17 protein-coding genes are annotated in these 16,293 nt (G+C 67.1%); 8 read left to right on the forward strand and 9 right to left on the reverse strand.

Translation table 11 applies throughout. The annotated features are described in order from the left end of the window. Both F3J18_RS22090 and F3J18_RS22095 read left to right on the forward strand, forming a co-directional pair. A partial coding sequence (locus F3J18_RS22090) for an NTP transferase domain-containing protein (RefSeq protein WP_166914193.1) occupies positions 1–210 on the forward strand: 210 nt, incomplete at its 5' end. A 16-nt stretch (positions 211–226) separates the two neighbouring features. After that, positions 227–553, forward strand: a complete 327-nt coding sequence (locus F3J18_RS22095) for a MobA protein (RefSeq protein WP_166914195.1) — start codon at positions 227–229, stop codon at positions 551–553. A 106-nt stretch (positions 554–659) separates the two neighbouring features. On the opposite strand, the gene F3J18_RS22100 is transcribed toward F3J18_RS22095, so the two are convergent. Continuing rightward, the gene (locus F3J18_RS22100; protein ID WP_166914197.1) at positions 660–1,613 is read right to left on the reverse strand and encodes an SMP-30/gluconolactonase/LRE family protein; all 954 of its coding nucleotides are present in this window, start codon (positions 1,611–1,613) and stop codon (positions 660–662) included. Between the two features lie 196 nt (positions 1,614–1,809). Continuing rightward, positions 1,810–2,931: a chitosanase gene (locus tag F3J18_RS22105; protein WP_166914199.1), complete on the reverse strand. Its 1,122-nt coding sequence runs from the start codon at positions 2,929–2,931 to the stop codon at positions 1,810–1,812. A 569-nt stretch (positions 2,932–3,500) separates the two neighbouring features. Between F3J18_RS22105 and F3J18_RS22110 the strand changes: the two genes are divergently transcribed. Both F3J18_RS22110 and F3J18_RS22115 read left to right on the forward strand, forming a co-directional pair. Next, entirely contained in the window at positions 3,501–4,148 is a 648-nt protein-coding gene (locus F3J18_RS22110; protein WP_166914201.1) for a DsbA family oxidoreductase, read from the forward strand. Between the two features lie 139 nt (positions 4,149–4,287). After that, complete coding sequence (locus tag F3J18_RS22115) at positions 4,288–5,001, forward strand: GNAT family protein (protein ID WP_166914203.1); 714 nt, start codon at positions 4,288–4,290, stop codon at positions 4,999–5,001. Between the two features lie 57 nt (positions 5,002–5,058). Here F3J18_RS22115 and F3J18_RS22120 read toward each other — a convergent pair whose 3' ends face one another. Both F3J18_RS22120 and F3J18_RS22125 read right to left on the reverse strand, forming a co-directional pair. Then, on the reverse strand, positions 5,059–6,540 hold the full coding sequence (locus F3J18_RS22120) for a HAMP domain-containing sensor histidine kinase (RefSeq protein ID WP_025101806.1): 1,482 nt from the start codon (positions 6,538–6,540) through the stop codon (positions 5,059–5,061). Positions 6,541–6,542: 2 nt separating this feature from the next. Then, a complete protein-coding gene (locus tag F3J18_RS22125; RefSeq protein WP_166914205.1) occupies positions 6,543–7,274 on the reverse strand; it encodes a response regulator transcription factor in 732 nt (243 codons plus the stop codon). A gap of 310 nt (positions 7,275–7,584) precedes the next feature. On the opposite strand from F3J18_RS22125, the gene msrB reads away from it, so the two are divergent. The 3 genes from msrB to msrA are packed head-to-tail and all read left to right on the forward strand — an operon-like array spanning position 7,585 to position 11,004. Next, positions 7,585–8,088: a peptide-methionine (R)-S-oxide reductase MsrB gene (gene msrB / locus F3J18_RS22130; RefSeq protein WP_025101807.1), complete on the forward strand. Its 504-nt coding sequence runs from the start codon at positions 7,585–7,587 to the stop codon at positions 8,086–8,088. 28 nt (positions 8,089–8,116) lie between these two features. Beyond that, positions 8,117–10,204: a cytochrome c biogenesis protein DipZ gene (locus tag F3J18_RS22135; protein WP_166914207.1), complete on the forward strand. Its 2,088-nt coding sequence runs from the start codon at positions 8,117–8,119 to the stop codon at positions 10,202–10,204. A gap of 44 nt (positions 10,205–10,248) precedes the next feature. Then, positions 10,249–11,004, forward strand: a complete 756-nt coding sequence (gene msrA, locus F3J18_RS22140) for a peptide-methionine (S)-S-oxide reductase MsrA (RefSeq protein WP_025101809.1) — start codon at positions 10,249–10,251, stop codon at positions 11,002–11,004. Positions 11,005–11,077: 73 nt separating this feature from the next. Here the strand turns inward: msrA and blaOXA are convergent, their stop codons facing one another. Next, the gene (gene blaOXA / locus F3J18_RS22145) at positions 11,078–11,884 is read right to left on the reverse strand and encodes a class D beta-lactamase (protein WP_166914209.1); all 807 of its coding nucleotides are present in this window, start codon (positions 11,882–11,884) and stop codon (positions 11,078–11,080) included. Positions 11,885–12,182: 298 nt separating this feature from the next. Beyond that, positions 12,183–12,683, reverse strand: a complete 501-nt coding sequence (locus F3J18_RS22150) for a methylated-DNA--[protein]-cysteine S-methyltransferase (protein ID WP_166914211.1) — start codon at positions 12,681–12,683, stop codon at positions 12,183–12,185. A 232-nt stretch (positions 12,684–12,915) separates the two neighbouring features. On the opposite strand from F3J18_RS22150, the gene F3J18_RS22155 reads away from it, so the two are divergent. Further along, complete coding sequence (locus F3J18_RS22155) at positions 12,916–13,476, forward strand: DUF4337 domain-containing protein (protein ID WP_166914212.1); 561 nt, start codon at positions 12,916–12,918, stop codon at positions 13,474–13,476. A 104-nt stretch (positions 13,477–13,580) separates the two neighbouring features. Here F3J18_RS22155 and F3J18_RS22160 read toward each other — a convergent pair whose 3' ends face one another. The 3 genes from F3J18_RS22160 to F3J18_RS22170 form a co-directional block, all read right to left on the reverse strand. Next, positions 13,581–15,173, reverse strand: a complete 1,593-nt coding sequence (locus F3J18_RS22160) for a DUF2235 domain-containing protein (RefSeq protein ID WP_166914214.1) — start codon at positions 15,171–15,173, stop codon at positions 13,581–13,583. Between the two features lie 21 nt (positions 15,174–15,194). Beyond that, positions 15,195–15,677 (reverse strand): hypothetical protein, encoded by a 483-nt coding sequence (locus F3J18_RS22165; RefSeq protein WP_166914216.1) that lies wholly within the window; start codon positions 15,675–15,677, stop codon positions 15,195–15,197. Positions 15,678–15,782: 105 nt separating this feature from the next. Beyond that, positions 15,783–16,268 carry a DUF3304 domain-containing protein gene (locus F3J18_RS22170; RefSeq protein ID WP_166914218.1) on the reverse strand — a complete coding sequence of 162 codons (486 nt, stop codon included), beginning with the start codon at positions 16,266–16,268 and terminating at the stop codon, positions 15,783–15,785. Between the last annotated feature and the right edge of the window lie 25 nt (positions 16,269–16,293).

Consider the following 16,293-nt stretch of genomic DNA (forward strand, 5'->3'; position numbering starts at 1 on the left):
AACACCATCGCCGCGCCGCATCACCAGGGCCGGCGCGGGCACCCGGTGGCGTTCGCGGCCGTGCATCGCGACGCGCTGGCCGCGCTCGACGGCGACACCGGCGCGCGCGCCCTGCTGCTCGCGCACGAGCTTGCCGAGGTCGAGGTCGACGATCCGGGCGTGCTGCGCGATGTCGATACGCGCGACGATCTCGCCGGCGGCCCGGCCTGAGCCCGCGCGGCGCGTCATGCCCGTGATCCCGGAGCAGGATTTCTCCTCGCTGTTCGAGCCGCCGCAGGCGCAATGGGGCCTGCGCGGCGATCCGTATCTGTGGGAAGCGCTGCGAGCGGCCCTGCGCGGCCAGGCGCTGCCGGCCTCGGCCGAGGCGCTCGAGGCAAGCATCGCCGAGCGCTATCTCGGCCTCACCGGGCAGGCGCTCGACTTACCGGACCGCCTCCATGTGCCGGCCTTCGCGCATGGCGGGATGTCGAGCGGGATGATCTCGCCGCGATTCTGGCGGGACACGGCCCTGCCGCTGCTGCGCGCGCGGCTCGCCGCGCGAGGGGCCGGCTGATCCGGCTGACGGAGCGAGGCAGGCGGGCCCGGGCGCGAACGCCGAAACCGTCGGCGAACCAGCGCGAGCCTCGACGGCTCGACGCCCGCAACCCGCTTGCCGCGCCTTATCCCCTGCGCAGCGGAAAACGCGCTTCCGGCAGCCCGCGATACGCAACGCTTGCCGTGAACACGCCGCCCGCATGCAGGTCCGCGCCCAAGGCGGCTTCGTCGAGCCCGGTGCGCGCGCTGGTGATGTAGAGCGTGCGCCAGCCCTCGCCGTCGCCGGATGCATCGCCGGCGCGCCCGGGCGCGGGCCCGAGCGCAGCGCAGCTCGGCTGCGCGGTCGGCACCGCGACGCGGTCGGTCTCCACGCCGTTCGCGTCGTAGCGCACCACGCGCGAGCCGCCCCATTGCGCGTTCCAGAGCCCGCCCTCGGCGTCGACCGTCGAGCCGTCGGGATCGCCGCTCGCGTCGCTCAGGGCCACGAAGGGACGCACCCGGGCGACCGGGCCGTCGGCGCGGTAGTCGCAGACCATGATCTGGCGCGCGAGCGAATCGCAGAAATACATGCGCGTGCCGTCGGGCGAGAAGGCGATGCTGTTGGCGATCGCGGCGGGCGGCAGCGCGAGCCGCTCGAGCGTGCGATCGGCATTGAGGCGGTAGAAGCCGGTCGAGGCCTCCAGCGGATCGTGCTCGTCCTTCATGCCGAACACGAAATTGCCGGCGCGGTCGCAGCGGCCGTCGTTCAGGCGCGAGCGCTCGCCCGGCTCGACCTCGACGATGCGCTCGAAGCGGCCGTCGCGCAGGTTGAACAGCGCCAGGTGGGTGGCCAGCCCGACCAGCAGCACGTTGGCGTCGTCCGTCAGGCCGAAGCAGCCGAGCCGCTCGGGCATCGCCCAGCTTTCGGTTTCCGGCGTCGCGCCGCTGCGGTGGCGCCACAGCCGGGCGCCCTCGATATCGGTCCAGTAGAAGGCTTGCGCGAGTTCGCACCAGGTGGCGCATTCGCCGAGCGCGTGGCGGCCGTCGACCAGCAGGGTGGCGGTGGCGTTCGGGGCGGGCTGGGCAGTCGTGTCGGTCATCGGATTTCGGTCGGCTGGCGGTTGAGGATCGGCCGGCGCCATGTGCCGCCACCGTCCGCCGATGCGGCCGGGCGGCGCCGGCGCCGACGCCGTTTCGCTCTGATACACGGTCCGGCCCGGAAATGCAAAAGCGCGTGCGAAGCGCCCAGATAGTGGGCGGGCCGGCGCCGCTCGCGACGGCCGGCCCGCCCCGGACTTACTTCATCTTCCAGCTGGTCACCTTGACGATGTCGGCGTCACAGTTCTTGAGGCTGGTGATGCCCTGGTTCATCAGGGTGCTCCACTGCTTCACGCGGTTCTTGCCGTTGGGCGGCTGGTTGAAGTCGTGCGTGTCGACCACCTTGGTGCGCTGCGCGTAGAAGCTCGTCATGAAGGTCTTCTCGTCGGTGCTGTTGCCCGAGCGCGAGAGCAGGCCTTGCAGCGTGTTGCTGCCGCCGTCGGCGCCCTGGTTCAAGGCCGTATCGACGAAGGAGCCGATCGTCAGTGCGCTGCCGAAGCCGCGCGACTGCGCCTGCTGCACGCTGTACTGGATGTAGACCGAGTAGAACGTGCGCCACATCGCCTCGCGCCAGGCCGCGTCGTTCTGCAGGCCCTTGACCTTGCCGCAGAACACCTTCTCGCTGTCGGTGATCTTCAGGATCGAACCCTGCATCGAGCCGTGCGCGCCGATCCGCGCCAGGCCGCCCTGCACCGAGGGATTGCTGGCGCCGCTGGCCGCGTCGTAGGCCTTGAACAGGGCCGGGCCGTCCGGGCCGCCGTCGTTCGGCCCGCCGGTGGTGGCGCCGAAGATGCCCATGGTGTAGCCGCGATCGTCGCCGATGTCCTCGCAGTAGCCGTAGAACTTGGTCCAGTCGAGCGAATCCTGCTCCGGCTTGTTGACCAGCTTCATGATGTTGTCCCACTGCTCGCCGTCCAGACCGGTGTTGTCCTTCAGGAATTGCAGCGTGGCGGGCGAGAAGTTGGCGTCGTGGTCGAGCGCCGCCTTGCTCAGCTTGGCCGGCTTGCAGGCCTCGCCGGCCACCCAGGGCTGGCCGCTGCCGGCCTCGCCGCTGGCCGTCGCGGGCGCGTTGCCCTGGCTGCGGTAGGCGGCCGTGTAGTCGCGGCCGTCGAAGCTGACCACGTTGCCGGCTTCGTAGATGCGCGATGCCGTCCAGGGCGAGCTGCAGATTTCGGGCGAGGCGGCGGCAGCGGCCGCTTGCGGGGCGCGGGCCGCGTGCACGGTGCGCGCCGAGGCGTCGGCCGCGGCCAGCGGCAGGGTCGCCATCACGGCCGCGCAGAGCGCGGCATGAATCCAGCGTTTCGTCGAGACGATTTTCATAATGAAATTCTCCGGTTAATTATTTTCGACAGATAAACGAACCACGCGAGTTGCTTCATTGTTTTATGCACCGCTCAATCGTTCGCACCGAAGTCGATTTACCTGAAATCCAGGCAAAACGGTCCCCCTTGCGCGGCGATTCAAAATCGGCGCACAAACGATTCGGCATGGCGGAATGATGCGGAAAGCAGGCGGCGCAAGGCCGTCCCGCCCGGCCAGATTGGCCGGATACAGCGTCTTTTTGTGATGACCTGAAACTTGGCGTTCGACTCGATCGACCGGGTAGCGATCGATCGGGATGCAACGCAGGGAAATCCGCGATAACGAATTTCCTGGCGAATTCTAATTAAGCATCTTTCATATTACAAATTATTTTTGGAATCCTTTTCCGAAATGCGGATATGTGACGAAGCCGTGTCATTCGGCACGAATTCAAGGCTCGCCATCGCCGCCTGAATCGCCTTGCCGAACAGGGTTGCGCCCCGCTACCGCCACGGCGGCCGTCAGCAGCGCCGGCCGATTCGCGCTACCCTGTCCGGCCCATTGCATGCCTCGCAGGCGCCACCATCATGTCCCAAGCCCTGACCATCGATTTCGTCTCCGACATCGCCTGCCCCTGGTGCGCGGTCGGCCTGTCCTCGCTGCTGCTCGCGCTCGAGCGGATCGGCGCCGCCGCCGAGGTGCAGATCCGCATGCACCCGTTCGAACTGAACCCGGACATGAAGCCGGAAGGCGAATCGATCGTCGCCTACCTCGGCAGGAAATACGGCCGCACGCCCGAGCAGATCGCCGAGACGCAGGCCATGCTGCGCGAGCGCGGCGCCAGCGTCGGTTTCGATTTCGGCACGCGCGAGCATGTCTACAACACCTTCGACGCGCATCGCCTGCTGCACTGGGCCGGCCTGGAAGGCAAGCAGTTGCCGCTCAAGCTCGCGCTGCTGCGCGCCTATCACGGCGAAGGCAAGCCGACCAACGATCACGCGGTGCTGGCGGCGATCGCGCAATCGGTCGGCCTGGACGCGGATCGCGCGCGCGAGGTGCTGGCCAGCGGCGCCTATGCCGACGAGGTGCGCGCCGCCGAGGCCGAGGCGCAGCAGCAGGGCATCCACTCGGTGCCCTCGATCATCTTCAACCAGCGCTACCTGGTGACGGGCGGCCAGCCGGTCGAGGCCTTCGAAGGCGCGATCCGCCAGATCCTGGCCGAACCGGCGGCCTGAAGCCGCGCCGGGAAACCTCGGCGAGACGATGCCGGGCCGCCGTCGTGGCTCCATCGTCCGCCGCCTCGCTGGACCTTTCCAACGGGCCACGACGGCTCTAGAGTAGGCGCTTTCCCGCCCGCCCTCGTCCGGAGTCCCGATGTCCACCCGCACCAACGAATACGGCCAACCGATCGGCGCTCCCGTCGACGGCTGGACCCCTCGCCCGCTGCCCGCCGCCGTCACGCTGGAGGGCCGCCATTGCCGCCTGGAGCCGCTCGACGCGGCGCGCCACGCCGACGCGCTGGCCGAGGCCTACCTGTCGGCGCGGGACGGCAGCGACTGGACCTACCTGACGGTCGGCCCGTTCACGAGCGCCGAGGACTATCGCGCCCATGTCGAGAAGGCCGAGCGCAGCACCGATCCGCGCCACTACGCCGTGATCGACCGCGCCAGCGGCCGCGCGGTCGGCACGCTGGCGCTGATGCGGCAGGATCCGGCGCATGGCGTGATCGAGGTGGGCCACGTGACCTTCTCGCCGAAGCTCAAGCAGACGCCGCTGTCGACCGAGGCGCAGTACCTGCTGATGGCCCATGTGTTCGAGCAGCTCGGCTACCGCCGCTACGAGTGGAAATGCGACAGCCTCAACGCGCCGTCGCGGCGCGCGGCCGAGCGGCTCGGTTTCCGTTTCGAGGGGATCTTCCGGCAGGCGATCGTCTACAAGGAGCGCAGCCGCGATACGGCCTGGTTCTCGATCATCGACAGCGAATGGCCGACGCTGCGGGAGGCCTTCGAGGCCTGGCTGGCGCCGGAGAATTTCGACGCCGAGGGGCGCCAGCGCCGCTCGCTCGTGGAACTGCGCGAAGCGCGGTAGCGCGGCGGCGGGCGATCGGCGCCGCTCGCATCGCGCGATGCGAGCGACCGGCCCGCCCTAGCGCCCCGCGGCCGGCAGCGAGAAGCTGAACGCCGCCCCGCCGCGCGGCTCGTCGAGCAGCCGCGCCTCGCTGCCGTGCAGTTGCAGCATGCGCTGCACCAGCAGCAATCCCAGCCCGCCGCGATGCGCGTCGCCGGGCGCCTCCCACGATCCCACCGGGCGCCGGAACAGGTGCTCGCGCAGGGCCGCCGGCACGCCGGGCCCGGTATCGCGCACGGTGACGGTGACCTCGCCTTCGCGCGAGGCCAGCTCGACGGCCACGTGGCCGCCCTTGGGCGTGTGCCGCAAGGCGTTGTCGAGCAGGTTGGTCAGCACCCGCTCGATCATGCCGAGATCGGCATGGATGTTCGGCAGGCGCGGCTCGATGCGCGCGTCGAGCGTCACCTCGCGCGCCTTGGCGCTCAGCTCGAACTTGGCGAACACGTCCTGCACCAGGTCGGCCAGCGAGCCGTCCTCCAGCGCCGGCTGCACCAGGCCCGATTCGAGCCGCGCCAGCTCGAACAGCGCGCGCGCCAGGCGCCCCACCTTCTCGCTCTGCACCAGCGCCACCGACAGGTAGCGCTCGCGCTCGGCCGTCTCCAGCGTGCCGTCCTTCAGCGCCAGCGTCTCCAGGTAGCCGTGCAGCGAGGTCAGCGGCGTGCGCAGGTCGTGCGAGAGATTCGCCACCAGCTCGCGCCGCTGCAAGTCCTGCTGCTTGAGCTCGCGCCATTGCTCGCCGATGCGCGCGGCCATCTGCTCGAAAGTGGTCTCCAGCACGGCGATCTCGTCGCGCGCGCCGGCCGCCGAGGAATGCGGCAGCGAGGGTTGCGCGTCGGGCTCGCCGTTGGCGTCGAAGCGGCGCATCGCGTCGGCGAAGCGGCGCAGCGGCCGCGTGATCAGCCCGAACGCGGTGAGGCCCGCCAGCAGCCCGAGCAGCGCCACCAGCGCGATCGACCAGAGCGTGGTGCGCAGCACCGAGCTGGCGGCTACCCGCGCGGCCAGCTCGTCATGCGCCTCGCCCAGCAGCACCACGTAGATGTAGCCCGAGGGCGCGTGCCCCGGCAGTTGCAGCGGCGCGGCGCTGAACACCTTGCGCGCGTCGAGGCTGCGCGGGTCGTCACCGAGGATCGGCAGCGGCTGGCCCGCCAGGAAGCGCTTGACCGGGGCGAGATCGACACGATCGCGCTTGACGCGGCCGGGCGGCGCGTCGTCGCCGCGGATGCGCCCGGCATTGTCGAGCAGGTAGACCTCGACGCTCGGATTGACGCCCATCAGCTGGCCGAACAGCTTGCGCACCGCGTCGGGCCGCAGGCCGTTGTCGTCGAGCAGCGAGGCGCTCAGCGCGATATGGCCGGCCAGGTCGCGCGACAGGCGCTGCACCACCTCCTTCTCGTGCATGTCGCTGGCGCGGATCTGGATCCAGGCCGAGGCGCCGCAGCAGGCCAGCAGCAGCACCGAGAACACCAGCGCCAGGCGCTGGGTAAGGCTCAGGCGGCGCATGCTCAGACGTCCTTGCCGGCTTCGGCCGGGCCCGGCGCGACCAGCTTGTAGCCGCGCCCCCAGACGGTCAGGATCCGCGCCGGCTGGGCCGGATCGGCCTCGATCTTGGCGCGCAGCCGGTTGATGTGGGTATTCACGGTGTGTTCGTAGCCTTCGTGCTGGTAGCCCCATACGGCATTGAGCAGGTCGGTGCGCGAGAAGGCCTTGCCGGGATGGCGGGCGAAGTGGTACAGCAGGTCGAATTCGCGCGGCGTCAGGTCGATCGCCGCGCCGTCCACCGCCGCCTCGCGCGTGAGCGGATCGAGCGTGAGGCCGCCCACGTCGACGCGCCCCGCCTCCGAGCGCGTGTCGCGCGACAGCGCCTCGACGCGCCGCAGCAGCGCCTTCACGCGCGCCACCAGCTCCAGCATCGAGAACGGCTTGGCGAGGTAGTCGTCGGCGCCCAGTTCGAGGCCGAGGATCCGGTGCACCTCGCTCGAGCGCGCGCTGATGATGATGATCGGCGTGTAGCGCTCCATCGCGCGCGCCCGGCGGCAGATTTCCAGGCCGTCGACGCCGGGCAGCATCAGGTCCAGGATCAGCGCGTCCCAGTTGCCCTGCTCGAGGCGGCGCAGGCCGTCGTCGCCGTTGGCGCAGTGCACCACTTCGTAGCGTTCGTCGCGCAGGTGCAGCGCGAGCACCTCGGCGATATCGGCATCGTCTTCGACGATCAGGATGCGTTTCTGTGGGTCCATACGCGTCAGGAAAGGGGCCAGGCCAGCCACGGGGCGCCGCCAGGGGCAGCGCCGGGCACGGCCGATGCGGCTGCCCGAAGGGGCGCGGGCCGCCGTCACGACGATTCTCCGCGATCCGCGCCGGCGAGTCGTCACGGTTTCGTGAACATTCGCGGCGCCGGGCCGAGCCCTTGCCGCGGGTCTTACATTCGGGCCACAACAAGGCCCGCCCGCCGAATTATCACGAAAACTTTAACTTTCCGTGAGGACTTCGCGACCGCCGCGTCCTTACTCTGTGCGGCATCAACCCTTGGTCCGACAGGAGTCCACCATGACCAGCCGCCGACGTTTCCTGCTGACCGGCGCCGCCTTCGCCGGCGCCGTGGCCGCGCTCACGCGCAACGGCGTATTCGCGCAACAGCCCCCGAAGCCGGCCGCGCCGGCCGAGCTGGTGCTGTCCGACGCCGAATGGCGCAAGCGCCTCACGCCCGCACAATACACGGTCCTGCGCGAGGCGGGAACCGAACGCCCGTACAGCAACCCGCTCAACGACGAGCACCGCTCGGGGACCTTCTCCTGCGCCGGCTGCGGGATCTCGCTGTTTTCCTCGAAGACCAAGTTCGACAGCGGCACCGGCTGGCCGAGCTTCTGGGCGCCGCTCGACCACGCGGTGACGACCGATACCGACACCTCGTTCGGCGTGATCCGCACCGAGGTGCGCTGCCGCCGCTGCGCCGGCCACCTCGGCCACGTGTTCGACGACGGCCCCAAGCCGACCGGCCTGCGCTACTGCATGAACGGCACGGCCATGACGTTCCGTCCGTCCTCGGCCTGAGCGCCGCCCTTCCTTCCAGGACCACGCCATGCTGCTCCTCATCCTCGCCTATCTCGGCGGCGTGCTCACCATCGTGAGCCCCTGCATCCTGCCGGTGCTGCCCTTCGTGTTCGCCCGCGCGGACCGCCCGTTCCTGCGCAACGGCTTGCCGCTGCTGGTCGGCATGGCCGTGACCTTCGCGGCGGTGGCCACGCTGGCCGCCGTGGGCGGCGGCTGGATCGCCCAGGCCAACCAGGCGGGGCGCTGGATCGCCATCGCACTGGTCGGCGTGTTCGGCCTGACCCTGCTGTTCCCGCGCCTGGCCGAACACCTGACGCGGCCGCTGGTCGAGCTCGGCAACCGCCTGAGCGGCGTGGCCTCGAACGCCGAGCAGGACGGGCGCGGCAGCATCGGCCCCTCGCTGCTGCTGGGCGTGGCCACCGGCCTGCTGTGGGCGCCCTGCGCCGGCCCGATCCTGGGCCTGGTGCTGACCGGCGCGGCACTGCGCGGCGCCAGCGTGGGCACCACCCTGCTGCTGGTGGCCTACGCGGCCGGCGCGGCCACCTCGCTGGCGGCCGCCCTGCTGATCGGCGGCAAGCTGTTCGCGGCGATGAAGCGCTCGCTGGGCGCTGGCGAATGGGTTCGGCGCGGGCTGGGCGTGGCGATGCTGGCCGGGGTCGGCGCGATCGCGCTCGGGCTCGATACCGGCGTGCTGACCCAGGTCTCGACGATCGCCACGGGCGGGCTCGAGCAGTCGCTGGTCGACCGCTTCGCGCCGCGCGGCAATGCCATGCACGGCAACGCTCCCGCCGACGCGAACGGGCCGGCCATGATGGCGGCCAACGGCAATGCGAATGGTGGCGACGCGGCGGGCGGTAGCGGCCCGTCGATGATGGCCGCCGGCGATGCGATGCGCGCCGCCGCCAACCACGGCGATGCGGGCAACGGCAACGCCATGATGGCCGCCGGCGACGCGATGCGCGCCGCCGCCAACCACGGCGACGCGGGCAACGGCAACGCCATGATGGCCGCTGGTGACGCGATGCGCGCCGCCGCCAACGGCGCCAGCCCCAGCGCCGACAACGGCAACGCGATGATGTCGGCCGCCACGCAATCGGCCCGCCAGAACGCGGCGATGCTGCGCGTCTCCACGCCGGCCCTGCCGGTCGAGGGCGATGCGCCGTCGCTGGCGGGCGCCACCGAGTGGCTGAACTCGCCGCCGCTCACCAACGCCTCGCTGCGCGGCAAGGTGGTGCTGGTCGACTTCTGGACCTACTCCTGCATCAACTGCCTGCGCACCCTGCCCTACGTGAAGGCCTGGGCCCGCAAGTACCGCAACGACGGGCTGGTGGTGATCGGCGTGCACGCGCCCGAGTTCGCCTTCGAGCGCGACATCGGCAACGTGAAGAAGGCCACGCACGACCTCGGCGTGACCTACCCCGTCGCGATCGACAACGGCTACTCGATCTGGCGCGCCTTCAACAACGAGTACTGGCCGGCGCACTACTTCATCGACGCGCAGGGCCGGGTCCGCTACCACCACTTCGGCGAGGGTGACTATGTGCAATCCGAACGCGCGATCCAGCAACTGCTCGTCGAGGCCGGCCACCCGGACGCGGCCCAGGTCCCGCTCGGCATCGACGGCCCGGCGGCCAGCGGCGCGCAAGCCGCCGCGGACAACGCCGACATGCGTTCGCCGGAAACCTATGTAGGTTACGCGCGCGCCGAGAACTTCAGCTCGCCGGGAGGCCAGTTGCACGACCGCGAACACGACTACGCGGCTCCCGCGCAGCCGGGCCTGGACGACTGGGGCCTGGCCGGCGCCTGGACCGTGGCCGAGCAGCAGGCCACGCTGGCCAAGCCGGGCGGCCGGATCGTCTACCGCTTCCATGCCCGCGACCTGCACCTGGTGCTCGGCCCGGGCAAGAACGGCGCGCCGGTGCGCTTTCGCGTGACGATCGACGGCACCGCGCCGGGCGCCTCGCATGGCGCCGACGTGAACGCCGACGGCGTCGGCACGGTGACCGGCCAGCGTCTCTACCAGTTGATCCGCCAGTCCGGCCCGATCGTCGACCACACTTTCTCGATCGAATTCCTCGACCCGGGCGTGCAGGCCTTCGCCTTCACCTTCGGTTGAACACGATGCCCAAACCGAACCGATTTCCGCAAGGAGTCCAGACCATGAACAGCAAGCAACGCTCATCCTCCCCCGCCGGCGCGCCGCGCGCGCGGCTGCGCCTGATCACGCGCATCGTCGGCAGCATCGCCGCGATCGGCGCGGTGACGGCGGTCGCCTTCGGCTGGCAGCCGGCCGCGCTGGCCGAGAACGTCAAGCCGCTGCCGATGCCCACGCTCGACGAGAAACCCGGCGCGAGCCATACCGAGACCGCGGTGTTCTCGGGCGGCTGCTTCTGGGGCGTGCAGGGCGTGTTCGAGCACGTGGCCGGCGTCAAGCAGGTGGCTGCCGGCTACGCGGGCGGCGCGGCCTCGACGGCGCAATACGAAACCGTCAGCGAAGGCGATACGGGACACGCCGAATCGGTGCGGGTCGTCTACGACCCGACCCAGATCAGCTATGGCCGGCTGCTGCAGATCTTCTTCTCGGTGGCGCACGATCCGACCGAGTTGAACCGCCAGGGGCCCGACAGCGGCACCCAGTACCGCTCGGCGATCTTCCCGGTCGACGCGCAGCAGCAGTCGATCGCGACGGCCTACATCGCCCAGCTCGGCAACGCGCATACCTTCTCCTCGCCGATCGTCACCAAGATCGAGATGGGCAAGAGCTTCTATCCGGCCGAGGGGTATCACCAGGACTTCCTGGTCAATCATCCCGACTATCCGTACATCGTGATCAACGACCTGCCGAAGGTGGCGGCGCTGAAGACGCAGTATCCGAAGTGGTATGTGAATACGCCGGTGCTCTACGCGAAGAACTGAGGCGGCGCGCGGCGTCGAAGCAAAACGGCCTGATGGGGCAGCACCTCGTCAGGCCGTTTTTTTGCGTGGAGGATCAGCGCGGCGGCTGGATGGCCGGCTGGCTCGCGGCCGTCGAGGCCAAGGCCGGCAGCTCCGCCAGCAGCGCATCGCGAGAACGGATGCCGGCCACGGTATCGTGCGGCGCGTCGTCCTGGATCAGGTTCGCGAACACCACGCTGCGATCGCCGCGCGTGGCCCAGCCCACGAACCAGCCATAGGCACGGGCGCGATCGAACTTGCCATCCTCGCCCGGCGAACTGGTGCCGGTCTTGCCGTGCACGGTCCAGCCGTCGCGCTGCTCGTCGAGCTGCGTGATGCGGCCGGTCATTTCGATCGCATGGGCGCTAACCGGCAGCCGGTGGTTGACGATGCCGCGCAGGAAGGTGATCTGTTCGCGCGGCGAGATGCGCAGCGTGCCCGCGTTCCAGGCGCCCTTCATGCCGCTGAACTCGCCGGGGCCGGCGTGCACGTCGGCATTGCCGAAGCCGAGCTCGCGCGTGTAACGCGCGAAACGCGCCTGGCCGAGCGCCTCGGTGATGCGCTGCGAATACCAGAACACCGAGTAGCGGATCCAGCGCGCCGGGTCGGTCGGCTGGCGCCATACATCGCCGCCCCAGGCGGGATAACCCGCGCGAAACGGCAGGAGCGGCGTGTGCTCGTCCTTCAGCACACCCGCGTCGTAGCCCATCAGGCTCAGCGCGATCTTGAAGGTGGAAGCAGGCGTCACGCGCGTGGCGCAGCCCTCGCCGCGCTCGCTGAGGACCGTGCCGCTGGCCGCGTCGGCCACCACGGTGCAGAGCGTGCGCGTGTCGGCCAGCGCGGGCCGAACGAGGCCGGACATGGCGGCCAGCGCGGCAGCGAGCGCGAGCGCGCGGTGGATTGGCGTCGATCGATGCGCGCGCATCGATTCGGGATGCCGCGCCGCATGGGAAGGAAAGTGATAGGCCGCCCGGCTTGGCGGCCTGCTTGCTGGATTCATCCGTGCCCTCTCTGATTGGTATTCGCGCGCGAGCCGATACGGCTCGCGCGGCGCCGCGTAGTGTAGCTCGCGAGCGCGTATCGGATCGATGAGGATGGGATGGATGAGCGGAAAACGCGGCCTTCGAGGCAGGCCGCGTCGATCGTGCATGCAGGCCGCGTCAGAACAGCATCGGCTGGCGCGCGTTGGATTCCAGCGCGAGCAGCGCGGCCTTCTTGTCCTTGCCGCCGGCGAAGCCGGTCAGGTCGCCCGAGGTGCCGATCACGCGATGGCAAGGCGCCACGATCGACAGCGGATTGCGGCCGTTGGCGGCGCCCACCGCGCGCGTCGCCTTGTGGTTGCCGACCTGCACGGCGATGTCGCGATAGCTGCGCGTCTCGCCGAAGGGAATCGTCAGCAAGGCGTTCCAGACGCGCTTCTGGAATTCGGTGCCGTGGAATTCGATGTCGAGCGCGAAATCGGTGCGCTGGCCGGCGAAGTATTCGCGCAACTGGCGTGCCGTCTCGACCAGCACCGGGTGCTCGTCGTCGTCGCGCATCGCGCCGAGCTTCACGCGCGTGGGCCGGTCGTTCTCCCAGAGGATCGCGACCAGCTTGTCGTCGCGCGCGACCAGGGTCAGCTCGCCGACCGGCGACGGGATCCGTTTACATACCTGAGACATGGGCTTTCTCCTGTCCTGCCTGATACCAACCGCGCCAGTGTAGCGGCAAACGCGCGGCGAGGCCTGCCCGGATCTTGCGCTTGAATTCGGTCGATGCATCGATACATTCGTGGACCGGCGAATCGATATGTGACCCGCCCCGCGAGCCTGCCATAATGGCCGGCCCCAAAACGCGCGCTCGCCCAGGCGGCGCGAGGCTTTCAACGCTTACACCGACGCACCGAGACTCACCATGTCGCACGAACACTCTCCCCACGATCACGCCGTCGAACACGCCGCCCGCTCGGGCGATCCGCTCTCCCGCTGGGTAGCGGTCTTCACCGCCATCCTCGCCGCGCTGGCCAGCCTGCTGCACTACGAGGAAGGCGTGCTGCAGACCCAGGCATTGATGTACAAGAACGACGCCGTCCTGCTGCAGAGCCAGGCCAGCGATCAATGGAACCTCTACCAGGCGCAGTCGAACAAGGGGCACATGATGGAAGTCGCGGCCGAACTGGCCGGCCCGGAAAAGCAGGCGCGCTTCCGCGAGCAGATCGACAAGTACAACGCGCGCAAGAAGGACATTTCGGACAAGGCCAAGGATCTCGAACGGCAGGTCGACGAGGCCAATCGCAAGTCGGCCAGCAAGGAACATCCGCAGCATATGTTCGGGCAGGCGCTGGCCTTGATCAGCGCGGCGATCTCGCTGGCGGCGATCACCTCGCTGACGGGCAGCCGGCGGCTGTTCATGTTCGTCGGGCTGGCGGGGTTGGCGGGGGTTGCGGTTTCGGTGGCGGCGTTCTTGAATATCTAGGTGCGAGGCTGGTCGTGTCATCGGCGGCTTTGCGCCGACGGTTCGAATTCACGCATCGAGAAGGTAAGCTCGCGGCTTTGCCGCCAGCTTGGCGCGGAGCGTTTTCAAGCGACAGCCGCGTCGTCGGGTGAGATGGGATCGTTTTGCGCCATGTAGCGTGTCCCGTCGCAATAAATTCCACGTTGATCCCACAGGGCACACGGCCAGGACGTGAAGGCGGCAACCGATTCGTGGATGTGTTCCGCCAATAGCTGATCTACCGCCAGGGGTATCGTGCCGGCCTTGTCCCAAGCCGCCAGGATCATTTTTTCGTAGGGGCGCAACTCGCGCGGCTGCGGAGGATATGAGCGATTGCCGGCTCGCGGCTCGATCGGATTGCGAAGGAATTCGATATGCCGCTCCAGTCGTCGCTGCTCGCGTAAAAGCTGCTTCGCCTGTTCTTCCGGGTTCTTCGGGACGTCATATACCCATTCGTTCGGCTGGCAGGCTGGGTAGTCTTCGTCTGATCCGGCCGGAATGGCGGAGCAGAATGCGGCTCCGACCTTTTCGTATAGGTGACCCAGCACACGTTCGTCCGCCTGGTGGCGAGCCAGAATGCTGCGCCACCGGAAATTCAGATAACGATGAGGTTGGATCAAGGATTCGAGGTCACTGCCGGGTGCTGCGGGGAGCGCGGCCATGTAGTCGTTGTAGAGAGTCACGACGGGCGCGTCGTCGGCTAGCTCGAAATCTTGCTCAAGACTGCTAGGCATCTCGTCGAGAGACATTAACGGAACCCCTGCCCGCAATGCCTCTATGAACATGTGCCGTAGCGAGATGAACGAAAGATCCTTATCACGCCCCTGCTCGTCTGGTGCATAGCCCCCTCCAACGTCAGAATGCACGCCTGGATACACGATCTCTTCGCAATTGTTCTGATAAGAGGTATCTACGCGAACCGAGTCGAGTGGAAACGCTCGCCGTACTTCATGTGCCGCAACATAATGTACGCATCGCTCCACTTCTGCGGGAATGGCGAGTTCTGACGCCCAATCGAGGTGAAGCGCGGGACCACCAACCGAGGCAACCGTATCAAAAATCCCCATGAAATTGATACGCAATGGCACGCGTACAAGGTTCGGTGCCAGCCAATACAATCCTCCGTCTTCCTTCAGACATTTTTGTGTCACCAAACCACGCGCGAAGGCCCGAGCCTCCGTTGCTCCCCGAGAAAATCCGAAAATTGCCACGGTGATTTCTCGCATATGCCTCCATGAACCTGGGCCGAATTCGACTTCCAGTATCCGAGAAAATTCTCCAAGCGCAAATTTAATACGGAGATCACCGCCCGCGCCAAGCCCGAGTCCGAACACTCCTCCATCATCATCCTTGAGGTGATCCGTATAGCCGACCACTTTTTCAAACCTAAATGGAGTACCCACGCCCGGAAGGTAAATCGGTTTCGCTTCATACCGACGTCGGACCACGGCAGCCTGGAAGAGCTTGGCGATATTAGAATGCTTGTTTATTGGCTGGTCACGCTCCAGATTATTGTTCGTACCATCGAAGAAAAACGATAGAGAAGGATACAGTCGACATGCGATTGCATCCGTCTGATTTCGAGGCTGCTGCCACACGATACGTTTCGCGGCACCGTCTATCGAGGCTCGCTTGATATCTTCATCCGTTGCAGGCATACCTGATTGTCGCACTGACATGGCCTTTCCTCTTCGAGATCGCTATTTATTCATACAACCCGATCGTGTTGGCGAAAATGCGAGTGCGGCGCTATCACGGCCTCGCAAAATGACACACAGGTAAGCATCTGATTTATGCCAATCCGGGTCTTGATGCGGCCCCCCTGAAGGAAAACCAGTTTGGACACTATGTCTTTCTTCAGGAACTGTTACGGCCTTGGTGACCGGGTCCTTTATCGCATCCCAAACCCACGTCACAGTAACTGGCTTACTCCAGTCCTGTACTCCCGGAAAACAACAGGCTGCTGCGGCGCCACCGTCTTCGGGGCCGACAATCCCCGCCCAGTATTTATCGACATAAACCTTCACTGCCCAGCGATCAACATGATTAGCGAGCACCATCGATAAGGCCCCGCCGCCAGATCCGACATAGTCAGGCATGGCGTTGGATCCCGCACAAGCGGTCAGCGTAAAAACGGCGGCACCGAACGTAAGCCCCAAACGCCAGAATCTTTTCAAGATCATCTTGTGTATTCCTACCGGTCAATGCCGTGATTAAATTTGCCGCACATCGTTTTCTGGTGCCCCTGCGTGCCGAAAAGCCATGATTGGCCCTCTACCTCTAGCGGCTCACTTGCTCATGCAACCCGATCTACTGGACGAAAATTCCAAGGCAACCCTATTGCGGTCTCGCAATATGACGCACAGATACGCATCTGCTTTATGCCAGTCAGAGTCCTGATGTGGGCCACCTGCAGGAAAATTTACCTGAATGCTGCGCGCTTCTTCCGGTGTTACTACTGCCTTGGTTTTAGGGTCCTCTACAGCATCCCAGATCCAAGTCACCATGACAGGTTTGCTCCAATCCATCATCCCCGGGAAACAACATGCCGCTTTTGCACCTCCCCCTTCCGGACTCACATTCCCTGCCCAATATTTGTCGACATAGATGTTCACAGCCCAGCGATTGACATGATTAGCCGGCACCATCGCGAGCGCTTGCCCACCACCAACAAGGGGATCATCAGCCGTGCCATTGGATCCCGCACAAGCGGCCAGCGTAAAAGCAGCAGCGCCAACCACAAAGCCCAACCGCGGAAACCTATCCAAGATCATCTTGCGTATTCCTACCGACCAATAC

Origin of the sequence: Burkholderia sp. Ax-1720, assembly GCF_011753035.1 — a bacterium.
GTDB classification, from domain to species: Bacteria; Pseudomonadota; Gammaproteobacteria; order Burkholderiales; family Burkholderiaceae; genus Burkholderia; species Burkholderia gladioli.